Annotated in this window: 24 protein-coding genes; 10 read left to right on the forward strand and 14 right to left on the reverse strand. The window is 66.5% G+C overall.

From position 1 onward, the window contains the following. Positions 1 to 3 precede the first annotated feature (3 nt). Positions 4 to 897: a VC0807 family protein gene (locus ACIP5Y_RS20500; protein ID WP_400351835.1), complete on the reverse strand. Its 894-nt coding sequence runs from the start codon at positions 895 to 897 to the stop codon at positions 4 to 6. 79 nt (positions 898 to 976) lie between these two features. On the opposite strand from ACIP5Y_RS20500, the gene ACIP5Y_RS20505 reads away from it, so the two are divergent. Next, positions 977 to 1,468: a MarR family winged helix-turn-helix transcriptional regulator gene (locus ACIP5Y_RS20505; protein WP_400351836.1), complete on the forward strand. Its 492-nt coding sequence runs from the start codon at positions 977 to 979 to the stop codon at positions 1,466 to 1,468. Between the two features lie 67 nt (positions 1,469 to 1,535). Here ACIP5Y_RS20505 and ACIP5Y_RS20510 read toward each other — a convergent pair whose 3' ends face one another. From ACIP5Y_RS20510 to ACIP5Y_RS20525, 4 genes are all read right to left on the reverse strand, one after another. Continuing rightward, the gene (locus tag ACIP5Y_RS20510; RefSeq protein WP_400351837.1) at positions 1,536 to 2,672 is read right to left on the reverse strand and encodes a polyprenyl synthetase family protein; all 1,137 of its coding nucleotides are present in this window, start codon (positions 2,670 to 2,672) and stop codon (positions 1,536 to 1,538) included. A 179-nt stretch (positions 2,673 to 2,851) separates the two neighbouring features. After that, positions 2,852 to 3,832 carry a hypothetical protein gene (locus ACIP5Y_RS20515; RefSeq protein WP_400351838.1) on the reverse strand — a complete coding sequence of 327 codons (981 nt, stop codon included), beginning with the start codon at positions 3,830 to 3,832 and terminating at the stop codon, positions 2,852 to 2,854. A 120-nt stretch (positions 3,833 to 3,952) separates the two neighbouring features. Continuing rightward, positions 3,953 to 4,738, reverse strand: coding sequence for an ABC transporter permease (locus ACIP5Y_RS20520; RefSeq protein ID WP_400351839.1), 786 nt, complete (start codon positions 4,736 to 4,738; stop codon positions 3,953 to 3,955). 64 nt (positions 4,739 to 4,802) lie between these two features. Continuing rightward, positions 4,803 to 5,456 (reverse strand): ATP-binding cassette domain-containing protein, encoded by a 654-nt coding sequence (locus tag ACIP5Y_RS20525; RefSeq protein WP_400351840.1) that lies wholly within the window; start codon positions 5,454 to 5,456, stop codon positions 4,803 to 4,805. A gap of 115 nt (positions 5,457 to 5,571) precedes the next feature. On the opposite strand from ACIP5Y_RS20525, the gene ACIP5Y_RS20530 reads away from it, so the two are divergent. Continuing rightward, on the forward strand, positions 5,572 to 6,255 hold the full coding sequence (locus ACIP5Y_RS20530; protein WP_400351841.1) for a hypothetical protein: 684 nt from the start codon (positions 5,572 to 5,574) through the stop codon (positions 6,253 to 6,255). Here the strand turns inward: ACIP5Y_RS20530 and ACIP5Y_RS20535 are convergent. Beyond that, positions 6,246 to 6,800, reverse strand: coding sequence for a TetR/AcrR family transcriptional regulator (locus tag ACIP5Y_RS20535; protein ID WP_400351842.1), 555 nt, complete (start codon positions 6,798 to 6,800; stop codon positions 6,246 to 6,248). The two genes, ACIP5Y_RS20530 and ACIP5Y_RS20535, sit on opposite strands and share 10 nt — an antisense overlap. A gap of 140 nt (positions 6,801 to 6,940) precedes the next feature. On the opposite strand from ACIP5Y_RS20535, the gene ACIP5Y_RS20540 reads away from it, so the two are divergent. Beyond that, on the forward strand, positions 6,941 to 7,387 hold the full coding sequence (locus ACIP5Y_RS20540; protein WP_400353825.1) for a nuclear transport factor 2 family protein: 447 nt from the start codon (positions 6,941 to 6,943) through the stop codon (positions 7,385 to 7,387). On the opposite strand, the gene ACIP5Y_RS20545 is transcribed toward ACIP5Y_RS20540, so the two are convergent. Genes ACIP5Y_RS20545 through ACIP5Y_RS20555 form a run of 3 tightly spaced genes read right to left on the reverse strand, consistent with a single transcriptional unit; the run spans position 7,348 to position 9,252 of the window. Next, entirely contained in the window at positions 7,348 to 7,737 is a 390-nt protein-coding gene (locus tag ACIP5Y_RS20545; RefSeq protein ID WP_400351843.1) for a hypothetical protein, read from the reverse strand. The genes ACIP5Y_RS20540 and ACIP5Y_RS20545 overlap by 40 nt on opposite strands. A gap of 9 nt (positions 7,738 to 7,746) precedes the next feature. Then, a complete protein-coding gene (locus tag ACIP5Y_RS20550) occupies positions 7,747 to 8,313 on the reverse strand; it encodes a hypothetical protein (protein WP_400351844.1) in 567 nt (188 codons plus the stop codon). 57 nt (positions 8,314 to 8,370) lie between these two features. Beyond that, the gene (locus ACIP5Y_RS20555) at positions 8,371 to 9,252 is read right to left on the reverse strand and encodes a TIGR03621 family F420-dependent LLM class oxidoreductase (protein WP_400351845.1); all 882 of its coding nucleotides are present in this window, start codon (positions 9,250 to 9,252) and stop codon (positions 8,371 to 8,373) included. Positions 9,253 to 9,433: 181 nt separating this feature from the next. On the opposite strand from ACIP5Y_RS20555, the gene ACIP5Y_RS20560 reads away from it, so the two are divergent. From ACIP5Y_RS20560 to ACIP5Y_RS20570, 3 genes are all read left to right on the forward strand, one after another. Then, a complete protein-coding gene (locus tag ACIP5Y_RS20560) occupies positions 9,434 to 10,648 on the forward strand; it encodes a transcriptional regulator (protein WP_400351846.1) in 1,215 nt (404 codons plus the stop codon). A gap of 110 nt (positions 10,649 to 10,758) precedes the next feature. Then, positions 10,759 to 12,276 (forward strand): aldehyde dehydrogenase, encoded by a 1,518-nt coding sequence (adh, locus tag ACIP5Y_RS20565; RefSeq protein WP_400351847.1) that lies wholly within the window; start codon positions 10,759 to 10,761, stop codon positions 12,274 to 12,276. A gap of 48 nt (positions 12,277 to 12,324) precedes the next feature. Beyond that, positions 12,325 to 12,732, forward strand: a complete 408-nt coding sequence (locus tag ACIP5Y_RS20570) for a DUF779 domain-containing protein (protein ID WP_400351848.1) — start codon at positions 12,325 to 12,327, stop codon at positions 12,730 to 12,732. Between the two features lie 51 nt (positions 12,733 to 12,783). Here ACIP5Y_RS20570 and ACIP5Y_RS20575 read toward each other — a convergent pair whose 3' ends face one another. From ACIP5Y_RS20575 to ACIP5Y_RS20585, 3 genes are all read right to left on the reverse strand, one after another. Further along, positions 12,784 to 13,599 (reverse strand): class I SAM-dependent methyltransferase, encoded by an 816-nt coding sequence (locus ACIP5Y_RS20575; protein ID WP_400351849.1) that lies wholly within the window; start codon positions 13,597 to 13,599, stop codon positions 12,784 to 12,786. Between the two features lie 91 nt (positions 13,600 to 13,690). Then, positions 13,691 to 15,244 (reverse strand): succinic semialdehyde dehydrogenase, encoded by a 1,554-nt coding sequence (locus ACIP5Y_RS20580; protein WP_400351850.1) that lies wholly within the window; start codon positions 15,242 to 15,244, stop codon positions 13,691 to 13,693. A 203-nt stretch (positions 15,245 to 15,447) separates the two neighbouring features. Beyond that, a complete protein-coding gene (locus ACIP5Y_RS20585; protein ID WP_400351851.1) occupies positions 15,448 to 16,341 on the reverse strand; it encodes a patatin-like phospholipase family protein in 894 nt (297 codons plus the stop codon). Between the two features lie 266 nt (positions 16,342 to 16,607). Between ACIP5Y_RS20585 and ACIP5Y_RS20590 the strand changes: the two genes are divergently transcribed. Further along, positions 16,608 to 17,573, forward strand: coding sequence for an AEC family transporter (locus ACIP5Y_RS20590; RefSeq protein ID WP_400351852.1), 966 nt, complete (start codon positions 16,608 to 16,610; stop codon positions 17,571 to 17,573). A gap of 279 nt (positions 17,574 to 17,852) precedes the next feature. Here the strand turns inward: ACIP5Y_RS20590 and ACIP5Y_RS20595 are convergent, their stop codons facing one another. Together ACIP5Y_RS20595 and ACIP5Y_RS20600 are read right to left on the reverse strand one after the other, a co-directional pair. Further along, positions 17,853 to 18,359 (reverse strand): hypothetical protein, encoded by a 507-nt coding sequence (locus tag ACIP5Y_RS20595; protein ID WP_400351853.1) that lies wholly within the window; start codon positions 18,357 to 18,359, stop codon positions 17,853 to 17,855. Beyond that, positions 18,356 to 19,858, reverse strand: coding sequence for an alkaline phosphatase (locus ACIP5Y_RS20600; protein ID WP_400351854.1), 1,503 nt, complete (start codon positions 19,856 to 19,858; stop codon positions 18,356 to 18,358). The genes ACIP5Y_RS20595 and ACIP5Y_RS20600 overlap by 4 nt, the downstream gene beginning before the upstream one ends. Positions 19,859 to 20,113: 255 nt before the next feature. Here ACIP5Y_RS20600 and ACIP5Y_RS20605 point away from each other — a divergent pair, with 255 nt between their 5' ends. Genes ACIP5Y_RS20605 through ACIP5Y_RS20615 form a run of 3 tightly spaced genes read left to right on the forward strand, consistent with a single transcriptional unit; the run spans position 20,114 to position 21,713 of the window. Next, positions 20,114 to 20,710 (forward strand): hypothetical protein, encoded by a 597-nt coding sequence (locus tag ACIP5Y_RS20605; protein ID WP_400351855.1) that lies wholly within the window; start codon positions 20,114 to 20,116, stop codon positions 20,708 to 20,710. A gap of 2 nt (positions 20,711 to 20,712) precedes the next feature. After that, entirely contained in the window at positions 20,713 to 21,120 is a 408-nt protein-coding gene (locus tag ACIP5Y_RS20610) for a roadblock/LC7 domain-containing protein (protein ID WP_400351856.1), read from the forward strand. Between the two features lie 8 nt (positions 21,121 to 21,128). Beyond that, the gene (locus tag ACIP5Y_RS20615) at positions 21,129 to 21,713 is read left to right on the forward strand and encodes a GTP-binding protein (protein WP_400351857.1); all 585 of its coding nucleotides are present in this window, start codon (positions 21,129 to 21,131) and stop codon (positions 21,711 to 21,713) included. Positions 21,714 to 21,777 lie beyond the last annotated feature (64 nt).

Raw genomic sequence — 21,777 nt, forward strand, 5'->3', positions numbered from 1 at the left:
GCCTCAGGCGGCGATGATCGAATCGCCATCGAGCGGATCGTGATCCTTGCCGGTCTGCATCCCGGCGACCTCGGTCTCGAGGATGCGCAACGCCCGCGGCACCACCAGCTTGCGGCCGATGAGGAACCAGGCCACCAGCAATACGATGCCCGGCAGCTGCCCGGTCAGCCCCGATGTAATCAGGGAGCCGGCCGGGTGGCTGTAGATGATCACGATCCGTAGCACGGCATCGGCGAGCAGCACGCACCCGAGGCCCGCGGTGACACCCCGGTAGACGAGGCGGAACGGGCGGGAGATCGACCAGCATCGATCGAAGGCCGCGCTGCGGATCGGATCGCCCTGGGTGGCAACCGGTTTCAATGCCTCCCGCATGAAGGGCCGGGCCGATACCGCGCTCACGAGGAAGAAGGCACCGGCGACCGCCGTGTAGAGCGAGGCCCTGGCCAGTACGAACCGGGCATCGCCGCTGATCGAGCTGAGGATGATGGAGGCCGTCAGCTCGGACAGGATCAACATGGCCAATCCGTCGACACGATGCGCCTTGTCGCGCAGCCGGGTGCGAATCAGATCGCCGAGGCAGATCGCACCGCTCGCCACCGCGGCGGCGGGCATGACGGCGGTATCGCGGAGACCGGCCGCGTGCGCGCCGATCAGGACCGCCACCGGCAGCACGGTCGCGGTCAGTGCCAGCCGCCAGCGGAATTGACCGCGGACCAGCGGCCCGCCGAAGGCCTTGCCCGCCAGCAGAATGCCGCCGATGGTCAAGCGCAGCGCGGCCGACAAGCCGGTCGGTGCGAGCAGAAGCAAAGCGATGTACGGCAACAGCAGGTCGACGGCAATGTTGCCGATCGCCGTGATGAGCGCTCTGGCTCTGCCGGGTGCTCGGATATCGGACATCGGAAGTCCCCCAGGATTTAGCTCAGTGCCTGATTGGCTTAGTAACTAAGATAACCAGAGACTAAGGTACATTGGGGGCATGACGCAAGACGATTCCCTCGACGCCGAGGCCGCGACCTACCTCGGCCGCGAGTTCGCCGGCGCGATAGTGAACTTCCACGACATGGTGGGAAAACTGATGGGGCTCAGTGCGGTCGAGCACAAATGCGTCGACACCCTGCGCCGGCTCGGGCCCGTGCCCGCCGGCGTGATCGCCGAGCACACCGGCCTGACCACCGGTGCGGTGACCGGTCTGGTGGACCGGCTCGAGAAGACCGGCTACGCCCGGCGCATCCGCGACCCACAGGATCGACGCAAGGTGATCGTCGAACTCGTTCCCAACGAACGACTCGACGCCCTGCTGGGCGAGATCTTCGGACCGTTCGGCGCGGACATGGGCGCAGCCGCCGTCGGCTACAGCGCAGACGAGCTGCGGGCGATCCTGAGCTGGTTGCGCAAGGTCACCGACGTGCTGATCGCCAACACCCACCGCCTGTCGGAGATGCAGTCGACCGCCGACGCACGTCGGTGAGCAGACCGGCGCAGATCCGCTGCCGCAGCGATTCCTCTGCGCGGCAACGGATCTGCGGTCGTATGGCTCAGCGGTCCCGGTAGGCCACCAGGTGCGCCAGCGCCATGAGATCGTCCGCCGCGGTGTCGGCGGGCAGCGCTTCGACCGCGGACTCCAGCGCGGTGGCCGCACGGCGCAGGGTGCGCTGGCGACCACCCGCCTCCTCGATGAGGTCGGCCGCGCGCGCGGCGCGAGCCGGTGTCATCGGGTGGCGGCCGTGATAGATGCGGGCCAGCTCGCGGCCCGGTCCGGTATCGGAGGTCAGGGCACAGACCACCGGGAACGACTGTTTGCGGTGAATCAGGTCGCTGTGCGCGGGTTTTCCGGTGACCGCCGGATCACCCCAGATGTCGATGGCATCGTCGACCAGCTGGAAGACCAGCCCCAGCTCGATCCCGAAGGTGTGCATGGCCGACACCATCCGATGATCCGCACCCGCGCACAACGCTCCGAGCGCACAGGCACAGCCCAGCAGCGCGCCGGTCTTACCCGCCGCCATCGTCAGATACTCGTCCACGCTCACCAGCGGCCGGCCCTCGAAGGCGCAGTCCTCGTACTGCCCGCGGCACAGCGTGACCGTGGCGCGGGCCAGCCGGATGACGGCTTCGGAGGTGACGGTTTCCGGCGCCCCGTCGGACAATACGGCCAATGCCAGCGCTTGCAGTGCGTCCCCGAGCAGGGTGGCATTGGTTTCGCCCCAGACCCGCCAGACGGTGGGCCGCCCGTGCCGCATGGGGTCGGTGTCCATGACATCGTCGTGGACCAGTGAGAAGTTGTGCAGCAGTTCCACCGCGGCGGCGGCGTGCACGGCCTGCTCGGCGCTGCCGCCGCAGGCGGTGGCGGCAGCGATGGTGAGGGCGGGGCGCAGGGCCTTGCCCTGGGTGCCGCCGGCGATCGGCACACCCTGCGGATCGCACCAGCCGAAGTGGTATCCGGCCAGCCGATCCAGGGGGTCGGACAGGGAGGCGACGGCGGCTCGCAGTATGGGTTCGATGGCGCGACGCGCGTCGATGAGCTGCTTGCGCGCCCGGTGCTCGACCGACCCGTCGTGCGGGCGCGGTGTGGATTCCGGTGCCCGCGGACAGGTTTCGGTGTGGCCGGCCAGGGTGGCCTCGGCCGCGCGGGAGAGGCCCCAGCGCCGTTTGCCGTCCGGTCCTTGTCGCACAGTGGATATGGTCGGTTTCGATGCTCGCATAATCGGCCCCGCTCTCTCTGGCGCGGCCCCGCAACCCCGTGGCGGCGATCGGACGACCGTGCTTAGAAGAAGCTCATGGTCCCATTGCAACCCTGACGCTAGGGGTTGTGTGGGGGTTTCAGTTCGGCAACGCCGGGTTTTCGGCCACTTCAGGTGAGTGGCAGTCCATGTTCTAGCGCCTCTTGCGGGGCGCTGGTATAGCGTGCGGCCTGATAGTGATAATCGTGGTTCGCTCTGACGTAAAGCGTGTAATTGCGTGCGGTGGCGAGGGTCTCGTCCCGCTCCCGACCGGTGAGACCGGCGTCCTTCAGCTCCGCCGGTAGCCGGTCCAAGGCCTCGGTGACGCGCTGGATACACTCGGTGAGCATGCCGTTGACGAGTTCCAGGGCTCGAGTCCGGTTGTGCCCGAAGTGGTATTCCGCGAGCAGTACCGAATTGTAGAGGTATCCGGAGGCCTCGTCGGAGGCGATCGAGAGCACGTCGTTGAACAGGCCCATGTGCTCGACCGCGGCCTCGCGCAGGCTGCGCATGGCCGGCAGGTGCCGGGCGGCGGCGGACATGTCGACCCCCTCGGCGATTTCGCTGATATCGAGAAAGACGAACAGCGCCACACCGTCTCGGCGATGCGCGCGGTAGGTCTCCAGGTCCGGCAGGTTGCCGGACAGTCGCCCCACGGCCTCGGTGTAGTAGGTCCACAGCCAGGCCCGGATTTCGCTGCGCACGCTCTCCCGCCAGTCGGGAGACCTTCCGCGGCACAGTCTTTCCCAGAGATCCTCGAAGGCTGCCGCCAGCACTCCGGAGACCGGTCGGATGCCGTCCAGGACCGCTTCCAGCGACCGCACCGCATCCAAACAGCGCTCCGGGTCCGGTATTTCGATATCGAACTGGTCATCAACGATGAAAGCCCATGCGGTGTACTGCGTCAGCAGCGTGAGCTCGTCCGATTGTGCCCGCGGGCACCACAATGCATACATCCGGGCAGGCCGGGTTCGCTCCATTCGACGCCGTGTCAATTCGGAAGGGACCAGGTCATAGGCCTCGAGCCAGGCCCACATACCCGCTTCGGCCTCGGCCTCCGCCGGGTTGACCCCCTCCGGATCGAACGGCATGAAGAATTCGATCGCTTCCATCGAAACTACCTATCCCTCAACCATTTTACCCATCCCATCGTAACCAACTAGACATTTCGGACACGCCCGCAACACGGTTGCGACCTGATGACCGGGATAGAAGTTGCGCCCCCTGACCCGTTACCGAGTCAAATCCGGCAGGACGACCAGCCGCTGCGCGCCATCGAACAAGGTGCGCTCCGCCACCCGGGTTGCTGCGAGGGCTGCCAGAGTCGTTGCCGCCAAGAGCATATACATGACCACGATCTGATAGCGGATCGCAGTGAGCGGATCCACACCCGCCAGAATCAGACCCGTCATGGCGCCCGGCAGACTGATGAGCCCGACCACCTTCGTCGAATCGATCGCGGGAATCAAGGCCGTGCGCAAGGCCGAACGCTGATTCGGCAGGAACGAGCGGTGCGCCGAAAGACCCAGTGCCAGCCGCGCTTCCACCGCATCGCGCGCCCGGCGCACGTCTTCCACCAAGCGGCGCAGCGCAATTCCGGTCGACTGCATGGCCGAGGACACGATCATGCCGCCCACCGGCACCACCACCCGCGCCTGAGTCGAGATGACATGCAACAGAATCAGCGATACCAGGGTGATCGAGGAACCGAAGGCGACACCGATGGTGGCCGACCGGTTCGCATGCGGCAAACCCGCCCCGCGGCGTCCCGCCACCTGACCGGCAATGACAACCATGAGCACCACCCAGCCCAGCGCCCCCGGTAATCCGGTGTGCCGGAAAACGATCAGCAAGATCGCGCCGACCGCCACCAGCTGCACACCGGCACGTACCGCAGCGACCAGCAGATCGCGTGTCAGATGCAATTGCTCGCGGTATGCGATTGCAGCCGTACCCACCACCAGTACGAGCGATGCGGCCACTCCCGGCCAGTCGGGTACCGCCAGCTGCTGGGTCACGGCCGCTCTCCCATCAATGTCACAGCGGCCGCTGAATTGTCATCCCCGCTGATCGCCGCTGTGGTCATCCTTGTTGCTCTCGCGCCGTCGCGCCGCGTGTCAGGCGTCCTTGCGCGAGTGTCCACACTTCGTCCGCGACCTCGGCGACGAAAGCCGAATCGTGACTGACCAGCACCACACTGCCGCCATCGGATACATGGGTGCGAATCAGCGCCGCGATGGCGACCGCGGAGTCACCGTCCAGCGCAGAGGTCGGCTCGTCCAGCAGCAGTACCTCGGGCCGCACGGCCAGTGCCCGTGCGAGACACACCCTTTGCGCCTCGCCGCCGGACAGCTCGGCACACCGGCGCGCCCCGAATTCCCCGGGCAAGCCGGCGCGGACCAGCAGTTCACCGATGAGCTCGGCGTCCAGGGGCTGTCCGACCTGGACCTCCTCGGTTACCGTGTCGGTCAGCAGGATCGGACGCTGCTGCACCAGACCGACCCGGCGGCGCAAATCCAGGACATCGAGCTCGGCCAGCGGTTGCCCGTCCAGCAGTACCCGGCCGCTGTCCGGTTCGCCGAACCGATTCAGCAGCCGCAGCAGCGTCGTCTTGCCGGCGCCACTGGGCCCGACCACCGCGGTACACCGCGCGGCCGCGAACGTCGCGTCCACATCGGCCAGCAAGCGTGTGTCCCCGTGTCCGACGCACACTCGCTGCAATGCAATGCTGGGCACCAGCCCACCTTGCCGCACACCGCGGCCCGGCGCAGCACCGGGGCCACATGTTGCACGGAACGCAGCCGAAGGTGTACCGATGGCGGGCGAGCTAGTGAATTGAGAAGGGACGCCGATGCCACCCGGATATCGCCGGTGGGACGACATATGGACGCAGGACACCGATGTGTTCGAGGCGATCCCGGACGACTATGTACCTCCTGCGTCGCCTGCGGAAGTGCAGCGGGTGCAGCCCGCGCGGAGACCGGGGCGGGCGGGCCGCTACGCGATCATCGGACTATCGGTGACGTTGATGGTGCTGGTCGCGGCGACCGGAATCCTGCTGGTGCGCCGGGGGACCCAGAAGGCCGCGCCGATCATCAGCTCTCCCATGGTGCCGGTCACCATGACCGCGCCGCTCTCGGCGCCGTTGCTGCCGACCACGACCGTGCCGCTGACGACGACGGTCCAGAAGACCACCACCACAACCCCGTCCAGGACCACCACGACCACGACGACGACCACCACGACCACAACTACCACCACCGATGCCCCCGCGGTACCGGCCGTCGGTGTGTCGTGTGACGCGGACGCGCAGGGCACCTTCACCTTTGCTCCCGACGGCACGCGACTGCTCTGCTCGGGAGGTACGTGGAACAACCCGGGTCCGGTTGCACCCGGCACGCACGAAGCCAAGGAACTGTGCAACTACAAGCGGGACAAGATCGGCGTCGATGCCGCCGGGCAACCGGTGTACTGCGTGCACGTCGACGACGGCACCAACAGCACCTACCTCGGAGAATGGCGGCTTCAGCGCTGAACGCGGCGCAGGCCCTCGGCCAGTTCGGTTCCCGTGGGGGCGGTCTCGGGGTCGATGAGGTATTGGGCGGCCACGCCGATCAGCAGCGCTTGATAGAGGGCCCCGACCGTGCGGGCATCCTCGCCGTTCTCGGTGGTGTCGTCTTCGGCGCTCCCGAAGAGGCGGGCCAGGCCCGCACGGGATTCCCGGGTATCTCCGGCCAGTTGGGCTCGGGTCTCCTCATGTGACAGGGCATCGAAGGTGGCGGCCCACAAGCCGCGATTGGTGGCAATGGACTCCCGGACCGCATCCCACCGGGCAGCGAACCGGTCGGCCGCGTCGTCGTCGGCGGAGTCCTCGAGCGCCTTTTCGAGTTCCGCACCCCATTCCCGGGTGGCATCGCCGAGCGCGGCGGTGAGCAACGCTTCCTTGGATCCGAAGTGGTAGCCGATGGCCGCCATGCTCACCCCGGAGGCGGTCGCGATGTCCCGCACGGTGGTCCGGGCATAGCCCTTCTCGAAGAGGCACTCCCGCGCGCCGGCCAGCAGATCCTCGCGATTTCCCATGGCCGCAACCCTAGTGCAGAAGCCTTAGACGTATGTCTTGCGCGTTTGAACCAATGCTCGAACCGCGGCGGCGAAGTCCTTCGGCGTCGTACGCTTCAGCACCGTTCCAGATTGTGAATAAGCACTACTCGGAGGCTCGCATGCTGTCCCTGCAGGAGATTTCGGACCGCTTGGAAATCGAGGACCTCATGGTCCGCTACTCGCACGCGGTCGACACCCGGCAGTGGGAACTGCTCGACGAGATCTTCACCCCCGGCGCGCACATCGACTACACCGCGATGGGCGGGCCCGCCGGTGACCTGGCGTCCACCAAGAAGTTCCTGGCCACCGTCATGCCGAATTTCGCTGCCTTCCAACACTTGATCAGCAATTCGTCCATCCGCGTGGACGGCGACACCGCCACCGCCCGCACCATGTGCCACAACCCCATGCTGGTGACCGGTGCGGACGGGAAGAGCAATCTCATGCTCTGCGGGCTCTGGTACCTCGACACGTTCGTGCGGGTCGCCGGCGAATGGCGGATCGAGCAGCGGGTCGAGGAGAAGTCCTATATGTTCGTCGCGCCGGACGCCGTGCCCACCAACTGATCGAAAAGGTCGCGGTAGCCGCGCAGGGCCTGCCGCAGGGCTTCGGTATCGGTATTTTCGCCGTGAGACCAACCATTCTCGATGGTTTCGCGGCGCTGGGCATAGCTTGCCGTCAACTGCCGCAGCGCTTGCTCGACGAGTTCATCGGCCTGCGACACCGCCTCCCGTGGATCATCGACGAAGTGGCCCTGCGCCTCTCGCCACTGTTCCCGCAGCCGCTGCAACTCCCCCGCACCCGGTGCCCCACCATCGGCCGGTGGGATATCACGGACGGGGGTCTGTCCGTTTTCGGTCTCCGCGGCCACGGTGTTCTGCATGGCTTCGGTGTCGTTGCCGGATTCGATGTTCATCGCTTGTCCTCAGTTCTGCTGTGTCCGGTGGCGGCCGTTGCTCTGGTTTCCCTCGAGCAGATCGACGAACAAGGCGCGGTAGTTCACCAGGGCCGAGCGCATATCCTCGGTCGACACTTCCCCGTGTCCGGCACGTCCCGCGATCTCGTGCGCGGTCCGATACCGCGCCAGTGGCTGCGCGTGCTCGACCGAAAGGTCGGCCAGCTGCTGGTCGTAACTGTCCGTCGGATATCCGCGCTCGCTCATCACTCGGGTGACGAGCTGGTCGGCCGAGCTGAGGGCGGCGGCCGGATCATCGACGAACCGCTCCTGGGTCATCGCCCACTGCGTCCCGTACCGCTGCCGCTCGTCCTCGGAGAGGTCGTGCAATTCCAGCTGCTGATGCCGCTTTTCGCGTTCGGTCAGCTCCCGCTCCGCGTCCCGCCGATTCGGCGCCTGCTGAACCGTCCGGTCGTATTCCGGCCCGAACTTCTCCCGCAGCCGCCGACTCCGCAGCCGCGGCCGCAGCGCCAGCCCGATCCCCGCCAGCACCACGACCACCACCACGACAACGATCACCGTCATTACGCCCGACATCCGTTTCCTCCTGGCCGAGTTCGTCATTCCCCACCGCAATGCCTCACCCGGCTCGGTTCAAACGCCTTTCAGCAGTTCGATGACCGGGGCGAGTTTGTCCATGTTGGGTTCGAGGACGGTGATGTAGTTGAAGCCGAAGCGTTCTCGGCGTTCCAGGAGGGTTTCGGCCATCTGCTGGTGAGTGCCGAGGAGGGCGATGGGCAGGCCGTCGGGGTCGTCGGGGAAGTCGGCGCGCAAGCGGGCACTGATCGAATTCAGCATTTCCTCGTGCTCGGCGTGGGTCGCGACGACCTGGACGAGGATATTGAATTCCACTGTGCCGGAACGGGAGCCGAGCAGGCCGCGGACGTAGTCGGTCTTCTTGGCGGTGGTGGCGGAGTCGGCGACGATGATGCGGCCGTCGTCCGCGGTGCCGCCACCGCTGAAGGCGATGATGTCGGCGTGTTCGGCCGCCAGGCGGAGCAGGCGTTCACCCCAGCCGGCGAGCAGCAGTGGCGGGCCGCCGGGGGTGGCCGGTTGCGGCTGGTACGCGGGGTCGGTGAACAGGCGGCGGAGCGTCGTGACGGTGTTCTCGAGGTGGGTGAGGCGTTGGCCCGCGGTGGGGAACGGGATTCCGGCGGCTTCGAATTCGGCCTGTACGTAGCCGGCGCCGAGGCCGAGTTCGACGCGGCCGTCGGTGAGCTGATCGAGTCCGGCCACATCGCGGGCCAGCAGGACGGGGTTGTAAAAGGGCGTGTTCAGCACGAAGGTGTTGAGCCGGACGCGTTCGGTGACGTCGGCGGCGAGCATGAGGGCCGGGAAGGGGGCGGGCAGGCCGAGATGATCCGGCGCGCCGATGACGTCGTAGCCGAGTTGCTCGGCGCGGCGGCATTTCTCGATCCAGGCGCTGCGGGACTGCGGAAGCATCATGTTCACACCGAAGCGAAAGGGAAGCACCATCCTTCTTGTCTACCAGTCGAATCCGGCGTGGATTCGATCCGGTGGCGGACCGGGGCGAAGGCTGCGAAGGGCCATCGGGGGAATTAACGGACCCAGTGTGGCGAATGCGGCACGCGGGGCGGGAGGGGCGCGCCATCATGGGGTATTCGCTGATCCGGCTGCGCTGCGAGGAGTTTGCGCCATGACACAGCTGCCTGCCCCGTCGCCCCAGCGTGCGGAGTTGGAGAAGGCGTGGGCGCGGTGGGCGACGGCCATGGGGCGGGCGCAGGGCGAGCCGGTCCTGCGCCATGAGGTGGTGGAGTCCTGGGAGCGGTCGCTGCGCACGGTGGATCCGGCGCGGGCGGTGGCGCCGGCGACCGATCGGGACGAATTGGGTGCGCGGTGGGCGGATTCGCCCCTGCGCACCCCGGTGACCGAGCTGTCGGGTGAACTGCGCTCCATTACCGAGGATGCCGGCATGGTCGCGGTGGTGACCGATGACGAGGGCACGGTGCTGTTCAGCTGTGGCGACCGGTCGGTACGGCAGCGGGCCGAGCAGGTCAATCTCGCACCCGGCGGATGCTGGGACGAACCGTATATGGGCACCAGCGGCGTCGCGCTCTCGTTGCATACCGGTCGCCCCGCAACTGTCTGGGCGGCAGAACATCTGGTCGAGGCGCTGCACGGCTGGGTCTGCTATTGCGCGCCGATCCGCGCCGCGGACGGGCGGCAGTTGGGCGTGCTGGACCTATCCACGTATTGGGATCGCTCGCATCCGCTCATCCTTACTACTGTGCGCGCCCTGGTGACCGCGATCGAATCCCGGTTACACAGCGAGTCTTCGCGGCCCACCGACCGCACGCGGCTGGAGTGCCTGGGCGTACCGAGGCTATATAAAGAGGGCAAGCAATTGCCCATGCGGCCACGGCAACTGGAGATCCTGGCGCTGCTGGCGCTGGAGCCGGAGGGTTTTACGCCGGAACGCTTGCACGAGGCCGTATATGGTGACCGCTCGGTTTCCTCGAGCACGTTGAAGGCCGATGTCTCCCGCCTGCGTCGCGCCACCGACGGCCGCATCGCGGATCGCCGCTACATGCTGGTCGAGCCCCTCGCCTGCGATGCCGTCGAATTGCTGAACTCGCTGGAAGCGGGCGACCTCACCACTGCTGTGCGGCTGTATCGCGGTCCGCTGCTACCGGATTCGGACGTGCCCGGCATCGTGCAATGGCGTGAACATCTGGATGTCTGCCTGCGCACCGCCGTGCTCGCCGACCGCAATCCGGACCATGCCCTGCGGTTCGGGCAACGCTGCCCGGACGATATCGAAGTGCACGAGCACGCCTTGCATTTGCTGGCCCGCGGTGACAGCCGTCGCGCGCTGGCGGCGGCCCGTCTGCACACCGCGCTGCGATCTTGATCCAATCGCTGTTGACTCACCAACATTTCACCAACTGAACGCCAACCTTCCGCCAACCTTCGCAGTTCATAGTGACCGGCGTCACCGCAGATGCGATCAGGAGCCGCGCCATGATCTACGCCAAACCCGGCACCGAGGGCAGCATTGTCAGCTTCAACCGCCGATATGACAACTTCATCGGCGGGGAGTGGAAAGCCCCGATAGAGGGTAGATATTTCGACAACCCCTCCCCCGTCGACGGCGAAATCTTCTGCGAGGTGGCGCGATCGACCGCGCCCGATATCGACCTGGCCCTGGAGGCCGCGCATCGGGCGGCAGAGTCCTGGGGTGCCACCGCTGTGACGGATCGTGCCAATATCCTCAACAAGATCGCCGACCGCATCGAGCAGAATCTGGAGAAGCTCGCGGTCGCCGAAACCTGGGAGAACGGCAAACCGGTCCGCGAAACCCTCGCCGCCGATATTCCCTTGGCCGTCGACCACTTCCGCTACTTCGCCGGAGCGGTGCGCGCACAAGAGGGTTCGATCTCCGAGATCGACGCCGACACCGTCGCCTACCACTTCCATGAACCGCTCGGTGTGGTCGGTCAGATCATCCCGTGGAACTTCCCGATCCTCATGGCGGCCTGGAAGCTGGCGCCCGCACTGGCGGCCGGCAACTGCGTCGTGATAAAGCCCGCCGAGCAGACCCCGGCCTCACTGCTGCTGGTCATCGAGCTCATTGCCGATCTGTTGCCGCCCGGAGTCGTCAACGTGGTCAACGGTTTCGGCGTGGAAGCCGGCAAGCCGCTGGCATCGAGCCCGCGGGTGGCGAAGGTCGCCTTCACCGGTGAGACCACCACGGGCCGGCTCATCATGCAGTACGCGAGCGAGAACATCATCCCGGTCACCCTGGAACTCGGTGGCAAGAGCCCGAACATCTTCTTCCCCGATGTCCTGGCGCACGATGACGACTTCCTGGACAAGGCCGTGGAAGGTTTCGTCATGTTCGCGCTGAACCAGGGTGAGGTATGTACCTGTCCGTCGCGGGCGCTGATCCATTCGTCCATCTACGACGATTTCATTGCCCGCTGCATCCAGCGCACCAAGGACATCAAGGGCGGTAGCCCGCTCGACGATTCGACCATGATCGGCGCGCAGGCCAGTAACGACCAGTACGAGAAGATCCTGTCCTACATCGATATCGGCCGCAAAGAGGGCGCGAAGGTCCTCACCGGCGGCGAGATGCGCAAGGTCGAGGGCTACCCGAACGGGTTCTACGTCGAGCCGACCATCTTCGAGGGCCGCAATGACATGCGGATCTTCCAGGAAGAGATCTTCGGCCCGGTGGTGTCGGTGACCCGCTTCGACAGCGAGGCGGAGGCGATCGCTCTCGCCAACGACACCCTCTACGGCCTCGGCGCCGGCGTGTGGAGCCGTGACGGCAATACGGCCTACCGCATGGGCCGGGCCATCAAGGCCGGTCGCGTATGGACCAACTGCTTCCACGCCTACCCCGCGCACGCCGCGTTCGGCGGCTACAAGAAGTCGGGCATCGGTCGGGAGAACCACAAGATGATGCTGGACCACTACCAGCAGACCAAGAACCTGCTCGTCTCCTACTCGGCGAAGAAGCTCGGTTTCTTCTGAGCCGCAACCCCTTCCATCCGAGCGTGCGCACCTGAGCGAGGGGACGAGATGAAATCAGGTTCCGTGTCGCGGGTGACGATCACCGATGCCGCGGCCGAGGTGCTGAACGGACTCATCGCCCACCACGGGCCGGTGATGTTCCACCAGTCCGGCGGCTGCTGCGACGGCAGCTCACCCATGTGCTACCCACTGGGCGAATTCCGGGTGGGCGCGGCCGATGTCCTGCTCGGCCGCCTCTTCCCGGACACCTCGTTCTGGATGAGTGCCGACCAGTTCGAATACTGGCGCCACACCCATCTGACCGTCGACGTGGTGCCCGGCCGCGGCAGCGGCTTCTCCCTCGAAGCACCCGAGGGAGTCCGATTCATCATCCGGTCCAGACTTTTCACCGATGCCGAAGCGGCAGCGCTGGAAGCGGCTCCCGCTCCGCCGCGCGGCGCGGACCTGGCCGGATGAGCGATGGCGCGGCCGGTTTCTCCGGGCCGGCCGCGCCGTCTGAACCAGCGGTCAGAGCGGTTTGCGCGCTCTGGCCAGCAAGGCCGTCGAGGACAGCTCCGTACCCGGGGTGAAATTCGCGGTCAGATACTCGATCATGGCCTGCTCCTGCTCTTTCCAGGTGGCCTCGTCGACGCGGGCACGCAGCAGGCTGACCGGCGCGCTGCCCCGGGAGGCGGCGTCCCAGAGCTGTTCGACGGAGTCGAAGGTATACGAGCCGCTGAACGGTTCCACGCTGATATCGGTGAAACCTGCTGCGGCGAGCTCCTTTTCGAGAACTTCGGGGTTCTCCAGGCCGTTCGGGTCCGGCGTGCGGGGAACGTATCCGGGGATGCCGGCCCGATAGGTCTCGGACAGCAGGGTCATCAGCGGTGACTGCGCGGTCGGGGCCCAGCTGGACACCACCGCGACGCCGCCTGGGCGCAATACCCGGAGGATCTCCGCGAAACCCTTTGTCTTGTCGGGGAAGAAGATGACGCCGAACATCGAGAATGCGGCGTCGAAGCGGTTGCTCGGGTAATGCAGGTCCTGGCCGTCGCCGATGCCGGTGAGGACATTGGTGGCGCCCGTACGCATCACCGTGTGCCGTAGCCGCCGGATCATCGCTTCCGCGAAGTCGACCGCGACGACTTCCTGCACTCTCGGCGCGGCGAGCAGTGCGAGGGTGCCGGGTCCGGTGGCGATGTCGATCACGCGCGCGCTCGGGGCGGGATCGGCGAGTTCGAGTGCTCGCGCGGCGAACGGCCGCAGCGTCCGGGCGGTCACCTCGTCGTAGTCGTCGGCGATGGCGTCCCAGGGCCCGGGAGTGGCCAGTGGATTCTGCGGCATTGGTCGCCCTTTCGACGGGTACAGTGTACGCACGCCGGATCGGCGGACCAACGACGGTGTGCGGCAACGGATTGCCGCACACCGCACCGTATCAGCGACCGGGCAGGAAACGGATGCTGCGGGCGATCGTCATGAGCAGCGGCTGCCACTTGTCCTGCGGCAGGAACGCCGGCGCATCCAGATTCATGAAGCGGGTGACCACGACCGTCTGCGGTTCGGTGAACTTCAGCAGACCGTCCGTCCCGTGCCGGCGGCCCACGCCGGAGATACCCATACCGCCCATGGGCGCGCCGGTGGTACCCCAGGCCGGGGCATAACCCTCGTCCACGTTCACCGTTCCGGCGTGCAGGCGCTCGGCGATGCGCTCGCCCTCGGCCTTGCTGCCCGCCCACACGCTGGCGTTCAGACCGTATTCGGTGTCATTGGCGCGGGTGATGGCCTCTTCCACGTCCGCGACCGGGTAGATCGACACCAGCGGTCCGAAGGTCTCGTTGCGCCCGCACTCCATGGCATCGGTGACATCGGACAGCACGGTCGGCTCGAAGAACAGCGGGCCGAGATCGGGCCGCGCATTCCCGCCCGCGAGCACCTTCGCGCCCTTGGATACCGCGTCCGCGACGTGCTTGGCGACGGTCTCCAGCTGCGACTCGGAGATGAGGCTGCCGATATCGGCCGAGAAGTCGTAGGCCGCACCGAGTTTCGCCGCCTTGACCGCATCCACGAACTTCTGCGTGAACTCCGCGACCACCGACTGCTCGACATACATGCGCTCGATGGAGATGCACAACTGCCCCGCATTCGAGAAGCAGGCCCGCACAGCCGCTTTCGCGGCCTTGTCGAGATCCGCGCCCCGCGTGACGATCATCGGATTCTTACCGCCCAGCTCGGCCGAGAACCCGATGAGCCGCCGGCCGCACTGTTCGGCGAGCGTGCGCCCGGTGGCCGAGGATCCGGTGAACATGAGGTAGTCGGCCTGCTCGACGATCGCCGTGCCCACCACCGTGCCGGGCCCCGGCACCACCTGGAACAGATCCTTCGGCACCCCTGCCCGCGCGAACAGTTCGGCATTGGCCAGCGACGAGTAGGGCGTCTGGCTGTCCGGCTTCACGACCACCGCATTACCCGCCAGCATCGCGGGAATCGAATCGCCCACCGACAGCAGCATCGGATAGTTCCACGGCGCGATCACCCCGACCACACCCTTGGGCACGGTCCGCACCGAAGCCCGGTTGAGCAGCGGGAATGCCCCCGGAACGCTGTGCGGCGCAAGCAATTTGGGAGCGACCCGCGCGAAGTATCGAGCCGCGAAGATCAACCCCATGATCTCTTCCTGAGCGGCCCACCGAGCCTTACCGGTCTCGGCTTGCACCACATCCATGAGGTATTCGCGATTCTCGACCACCAGTGCCCGGTACCGCTCGAACACCTCGGCCCGCTCCTCGGCCGACCGCGCGGCCCACCCCGCCTGCGCCACCCGAGCTCTGACGACGGCCGCCTCGACATCCGCGGCGGTCCCCACGGGCACGGTCCCCAGCGTGTTACCGGTGAACACCTCGGTGATCGCGCGCTCGTCGTGATCCTTACTCGCGTTCACCGCCGAGAACGTCCTCAGACGCTCGAACACTGCGGCTGCCGGCACCGGCATCGTCGCCTCCTGGTTTACAAGTTACTGTCGGGTACACACAATCTACCCCGCCCCAAGATCATCAGCCGCCGACCGCCCGATTCCGGCCGCTCACACCGGCCTCGTGACCGGAAATGTCGCTCGCGGCCGCAGCCAAGAAGCCGCCTCGGACCTTTCGGTCGGGGGCGGCTTCTTGCTTGACCATCAGTGACGAGGTTCGAGCGTCAGCACCAGAATTCGGCGAGCTGCTCGGCCACGGCCTTACCCTGCTCGTAACCGGCCCGAGCGGACGGCGCACGCCTCGACAGATCCATCAGATCGGTGCCGAATGCGTTGAGCGAGTCGGTGTTCGGCAAGATGGTCTCGACTCTGCTGCCGCCCGCGCGGAGTTCGTCGACCTGCGCGGCAAGCTGCATACCCCACTCCGACGGATGCCGTGTCCTGCCACCGAGTGGCGACAGCACCAGCACCCGCTCGTATCCGGCTGCCAGATCGGCATTCTCATTGCGCCGGTAGCCGCCATCGATGTACCGGTTGCCGCCGATACCGAAGGGCGGGACACCGAAACCATTGGAGGTGCTCGCGGCCACGGCATCCACCAGCTCGACCCCGCTGTCCCGGCCGAAGGCCACCGGTTCACCGGTATCGGCATCAACTGCTGTGATCAGCACGTCTCGTTCCGGCCAGCCCTGGCTGGGCAGCCGCGTAGCGACTGTCGCCCGCCACCGCGCTTGGCTGGAACCGTCCGACGCCGCATCCATCTCGAGCGCAGCCGCCCCCATTCTGCGGCGCATATCAGCCGGATCCACTGCCGCAGCAATGATTTCGCCCGTTATCTCCATATGGTTCGCCACGGGTCCCCCCGGACCGGTCCGCTGCGGAGGTACCGCGGCAAGGATATCGGCGAACAGTTGAGCCGGACCGGCGCCGGTTATCTGCGCCGCAGCCGTCGATCCTGCCGAGGTACCGATGATCAGATCCGCCTCGGTCACATCCACCCCGGCATCCAAGAGACCGGCGACAACACCGATCAACCACGCATTACCAGCGGATCCGCCACCACCGAGGACCAATGCGCGGTCACCGACAACGCGAGGTGAAGAAGAGTTCGTATTCATGGGAGTCGCCTTTCGCGATTTGCCTGTCGGGCACTCCCAGTAGCGACTACCTCGGCCGCGCGATCGTGGACAGCAGGGGAGCACCCATTACGGATACTGCATTCATGGGACTCACCTCCTACCGATAGCTCACGATCGCCGAAACCCTAACACGCCCCCACCGGCCCGGCTCGGGCGGCACCGGATACCGCGGCAACAGGCCCGTACACCAGGCATGATCGTTGTCAGGACTCTCTTTCTGCTGACAGATAGGCCGGGGCGGGGCGGTGGCCGGACTGTTTTCGATGGTTGGCAAGCTTGTCCCTGTTGCGTTCGTTTTCAGCGCGGGTGCGGTGTTCGCGGGTCGGGGGATCATCGCGGCGGAGGCGTCGAAAGCGTTCAGCGAGTTCGCGTTCCGGTTTGCTATTCCCGCTTATCTGATGGGCAGTCTCTATGCCGCAGACCTGCGGCGGGTGTTCAACCTGGCTGCGCTCGGAGCATATGCGGCGACCGCTGTCGTTTCTGCGGGCGTGGTCGCGGGTGTTGCTCGGCTGCAGGGGCATGGCCGGCGGGAGACGGCGTTGCGGATCATGGCTGCTTGCCAGGTGAATACCGCCTATGTGGCAGTTCCCGTCTTCGGCTTGTTGTTCGGTGATGTGACCCCGATCTTTCCGGTCATTCTGCTGCAGGTTTGTGTGCTGACCACGATCGTCATCGCGGTCATGGAATCTGTGCCCGGCGACGGCAGCCACGACGCTCCATCGACCAGAGCTGGGGTGCCGGGCGGAGTATGGGCAGCCTTGACGACGCCGCTCGTCTTGGCTTGCTGGGTGGGGATCGCCGCGAACGTGGCGGAAATACCCGCTCCACACTGGATCCTGGACAGTCTGTCCATGGCTGGATCCGCGGCCTCCCCGGTGGCGCTGTTCGCCCTCGGGCTGCATCTGGGGGGCGCTGGACTGCGGTTGCGCGGCGCCGGCCGCGACGAATATTGGCTCATCGGCTTCAAATGTCTCGCGTTCCCACTGCTGGCTTTCGCCATCGCGCACTGGGGATTCCGCCTGACCGGACCGTGGCTCGCGTACATGGTGATCCTCGCCGCGATGCCGAGCCCGCAGAACCTGTTCATCTTCGCTCAGACCTATGACACCGAAGTCGATCTCGCCGCGTCGGCCGTGGTGAAGTCCACGATCGCGGCCCTGATCCTGCTGCCGCTGTGGGCAATCTTCGTTCCCGGCGTTCAGCGGGGATGACAGTGGAGCGGTGCGCTCACCACGAGGGAAGTGAGGTGTTGCAGTAAGGGGCATGGACATTCCGACCAGGCGGGTTAGCGTTGGATTCATCGGACCGTGCGCCTGAACACGGGACGGTGGGGCGAGGGGTTGGAAGGGTTGAGATCAGGAAAGAAGGCACGAGATGTTCGGCTGGTTCATGTGGCCGTGGTCAGGCTGGGGATGGCACCCGGGCTGGGGATGGCATCGGCATTGGGGCGGTTGGGGATCCTGGTAGCTGTCGGGCCGCACGGTCAGCCACTACTCGTTCACCAGCACCGGAATCGATAGGACCGCGGCTGATACGGCCGCGGTCGCCGGGGGCGCGGTGATCTCGAAGTCCAGGCCGTCGTCGTGCGGTGCGTGGGGGCCGCCGGTGGCGTGGCCCTCGTCGGAATGCTGGAAGATGCCGGTGCCCAGCAGGTGTCCGGTGCTGTCGTAGAACGCGGCGTGCACTTCCAGCGCCAGAATCTCACTCACCTCGGTGGTTACCGCGAGTTTGCCGCGCACCGTCGGCCCGTCGAGCCGGGTCGCGGTGACCGCGACCCGATCAGTGAACGGTCCTGGCGCCAGGCGTATCTCGCCCGGAGCCGCCGCCACGGCGGCGGCGGGAGCGGCGACCGGTGCGGGCGATGCCGCCGAGTAGGAGCTCACCGTCGGGGTGGCGATAGTGGACGGCGCGCAGCCCGGCACCGCGGCCGTCACGAGGACGGCCGCGATCACGAACGGGGCGGAAACAGCTACTCGCGCAGCTGCTGTGCGTCTCACGGCAGCAGGGCCTTGTGCATCTTGGTGTACAGAGAGGTGTTCTCCTGGCTGGTCGCGAACACGTCCGCGCCCGGGCCGTAGGCGTAGATCTGCACATCGGCGCCGGTGTGGTTGCCGGACAGATAGGTCAGCCACAGGCTCGCCTCGGGCGAGCCGTCCTTGACGTCGGCCGGGTCATCCGGCGTCCGGAAGGTGGCCGGGGCGAAGTTGCGGGGGTCATTGGAGCCCGCGCCATTGACGAATCCGCCGGAGCGAACCGGATCCTTCACATTGTCCTTGGCGTCTCGCGCCGGCTTGCTGTTGTTGGCCGAGTTACCGGCGTCCGCATTGGCCGGGGGCGCAACGGCTTCGGCGTTGGTGAAGCTGCCCTTCTCGATGATGTTGAAGCCCGCGCACTCGTGGTCGGCGGTCACCACGACCATGGTGTGGCCGTCCTTCTTGGCGAAGTCCATGGCGGCGGCGATGGCGTCGTCGAAGGCCTTCACCTCGTCGAGTGTCTGCGCGGCGTCATTGGCATGCGAGCGCTTGTCGATCTGGGCGCCCTCCACCTGTAGCAGGAAACCCTTGCCGTCCTTGCGACTCGACAGCAGATCGATGGCTTTGGTCGTCATATCGGCCAGCGTCGGCTCCTGCTTCTGTGGCGCGGAGTCCGGCAGCGCATTGCGGGCGTTCGTGACGGTCAGATTCCCGCGATTGAACAGCCCGACCACCTTCTGCCCGGCAACCGACTTCAGATCCGCCGCGGTGGCCACCTTCTGGCTGTCGGCGGTCTGCGCCTTCAGGGCCGGATCGCCCATGCTGCCCAGCACCTGATACCCGTTGTCCTGCAGCGCCTTCTGGTCATCGGGCTCGAACCGCGCCAGTCCCCCGCCGAAGATCACATCGGCGGTGTTGTTGCGGGCGATCTGCTCGGCGATCGGCGTGATGAGCGTCTTGTCCGCGGGCGACGCCTCGTAGCTGCCATCGGATTTCTTGGGCAGGCAGGACGATTCGCTGTAGACCGGCCCCTGGCAGCCGCGCAGCAGGGTGTGGCTGAACATGGCGGCGGGGGTGGCGTCGGTGATCTCGGCGGTGCTGACATTGCCGGTCGCGAAGCCGGCGGACTTGGCCTGTTCCATGAGGGTCGGCACGGATTTGCCGTAGGCGTCCACGCCGATGGCGGCGTTGTAGGTCTTCACGCCGGAGGCCCAGGCGGTGGCCGCGGAGGCGGAGTCGGTGACCAGGGACGGCTTGGCGCTGTTGGGTTCCACCGCGTAGGTGGCGACGGCGCCGAGGTAGGGCAGCTGTTCCATGGCCAGGCGCCCGTTGGCGCCGGCGAAGCGCTGCCGGGCGGCGGTGACGTGGGTGCGTCCCATGCCGTCGCCGAGCAGATAGATGATGTTGCGCACGTCGTTGTCGGCCTTGGTATCCGATCCGCATCCCGCGATCAGGGTCGCGCCCACGACTGTGGCCGTGGCGGTCGCGGCCGCGCCGAACCAGGCGCGTTTCCTGTGCTGCACTTCGTCTCCTCCGTCATCGCGGCGCGGAACTGCGCGCGCGGCCCGGTGTGCCGGGCGCGGCCGAAGTTAGTGCTGGATGTTTGCCCGCTACCGACTCCCAGCTGTCTCCCAGCTTTCTCGGAGGTGAACTATTTCCATCCGGAATGATCGAGGAAGTGGCTACTCGAGGACATGCGGCCGCCGGAATGTCAAATACCTTCCCGCACAGAAGGACTCACACTGATTTCCAGGACGCAACGCGGCAACATCGCCGCAATGCGCTTACCGAAGCTGAGTGGCCGCACCCGGATTCTCGCAATTGCGCTGGTGCTGGTGCCGACCATCGCGATCGCCGGTGAGATCTCGGCCGGCAGCCCGGTTGCCCGGCGATCGCTGCGCGCGCGCCGACCGCAATACCTGCACCCGTCGAAAGCGCTGCTGGCACCGAACATCACGAGCATCGCGCTGCCCCGGCCGCTGCGCCCGGCCGCCCGAATCGACATCGAACCCACACCCTCCCCTGTCGAACGGACGGCACATCGCCCGGTCGTCGCGGACATGTCGGTGCCCCGAAGCGACCCGCCCGCCAACGGACGCGTGGTGCCCTCACAACTTGCAGGTCGGCCCCCGCTACCCCGTCGCCGGCGGCAGGCCGGTCTCGCGCCGGAACTTGCGCAGGACTTGCTAGTTGATCCGGTTCCGGCTGATGATCATGATCCGGCCGTTGCACGAGGCAGCGCGCCACAGTCCCCGGAACGCAGCCCCGAACAGGCACGAGACCTGTTCTCCGCCATCGAGAACGGCACCCGTCAGGGGCCGCCGCGCCGAACCCGGCGCACTCGATCGACCCATATCGAACCGACAGGAAGATGACGGTGAGCACCTCCCACGCTGGTGAACTCGACTGGCTCCTCGACGATCTCGTCGACAAACTGGCGGGCGTCCGCCACGCGGTGGTGCACTCCACCGATGGCCTGCTGCTCGGCCGCTCCTCGAACTTCAGCCGCGAGGACGCCGAGCACTTCTGCGCCATGTCCTCCACCCTGTACGGCCTGTCCCGCAGTGCCGGACACCGTTTCGACGGCGGCGCGGTCCGCCAGGCGGTCATTGAGCTAGACCGTGCGGTCCTGTTCGTCACCGCCGCAGGCGCGAACGCCTGCCTGGCCTTGCAGACCGGCGCGGACGCCAATCTCGGCATGGTCGCCTACGAGATGAACATGACCGTGCAGCGGGTCGGCACCTTCCTGTCCACCTCCCCGCGCCGCCCCGGCGATTTCGGCTGAGCCGCGGCATGTTCGGTAACGCGACCCAGCCGGTGGCAGCGCAGCCACTGGCGCAATCGGTCAAGATCCTCATCGCGGGCGGCTTCGGCGTCGGCAAGACCACCATGGTCGGCGCCATCAGCGAGGTCGCACCGCTGCGCACCGAGGAAGTCATCACCGAGAATTCCAGCGGGATCGACGATCTCACCGGTATCGAAGGCAAGAAGACCACCACGGTCGCCCTCGATTTCGGCCGGATCAGCATCGATCCCGGGCTGGTGCTCTACCTGTTCGGCACGCCGGGACAGGACCGCTTCTGGTTCCTCTGGGACGAGCTGTCACGCGGCGCGCTCGGCGCGGTCATCCTCGCCGACACCCGCCGCCTCGATGCCTCGTTCGCGGCCATCGATTTCTTCGAACGCCGCGGCATCGGATTCTGCATCGGCGTCAACTGTTTCGAGGGCGCGCCCGTCTACACACCGGGCGAAGTTCGGGACGCTCTCGATCTGGACGAGCATGTCCCAATCATGACTTGTGACGCACGAGATCGCGGCTCCTGCAAAGAGGTTCTGCTGACGCTCGTCGAATATCTGCTGGCCAGAGCGGGCGGCTGACTACCATCATTACGAAACATGCATAACTGAATCCGTCAAATCCGGGACCGCCCAATGGGATCCG

Source organism: Nocardia sp. NPDC088792, from assembly GCF_044750615.1.
Classification (GTDB): Bacteria; Actinomycetota; Actinomycetes; order Mycobacteriales; family Mycobacteriaceae; genus Nocardia.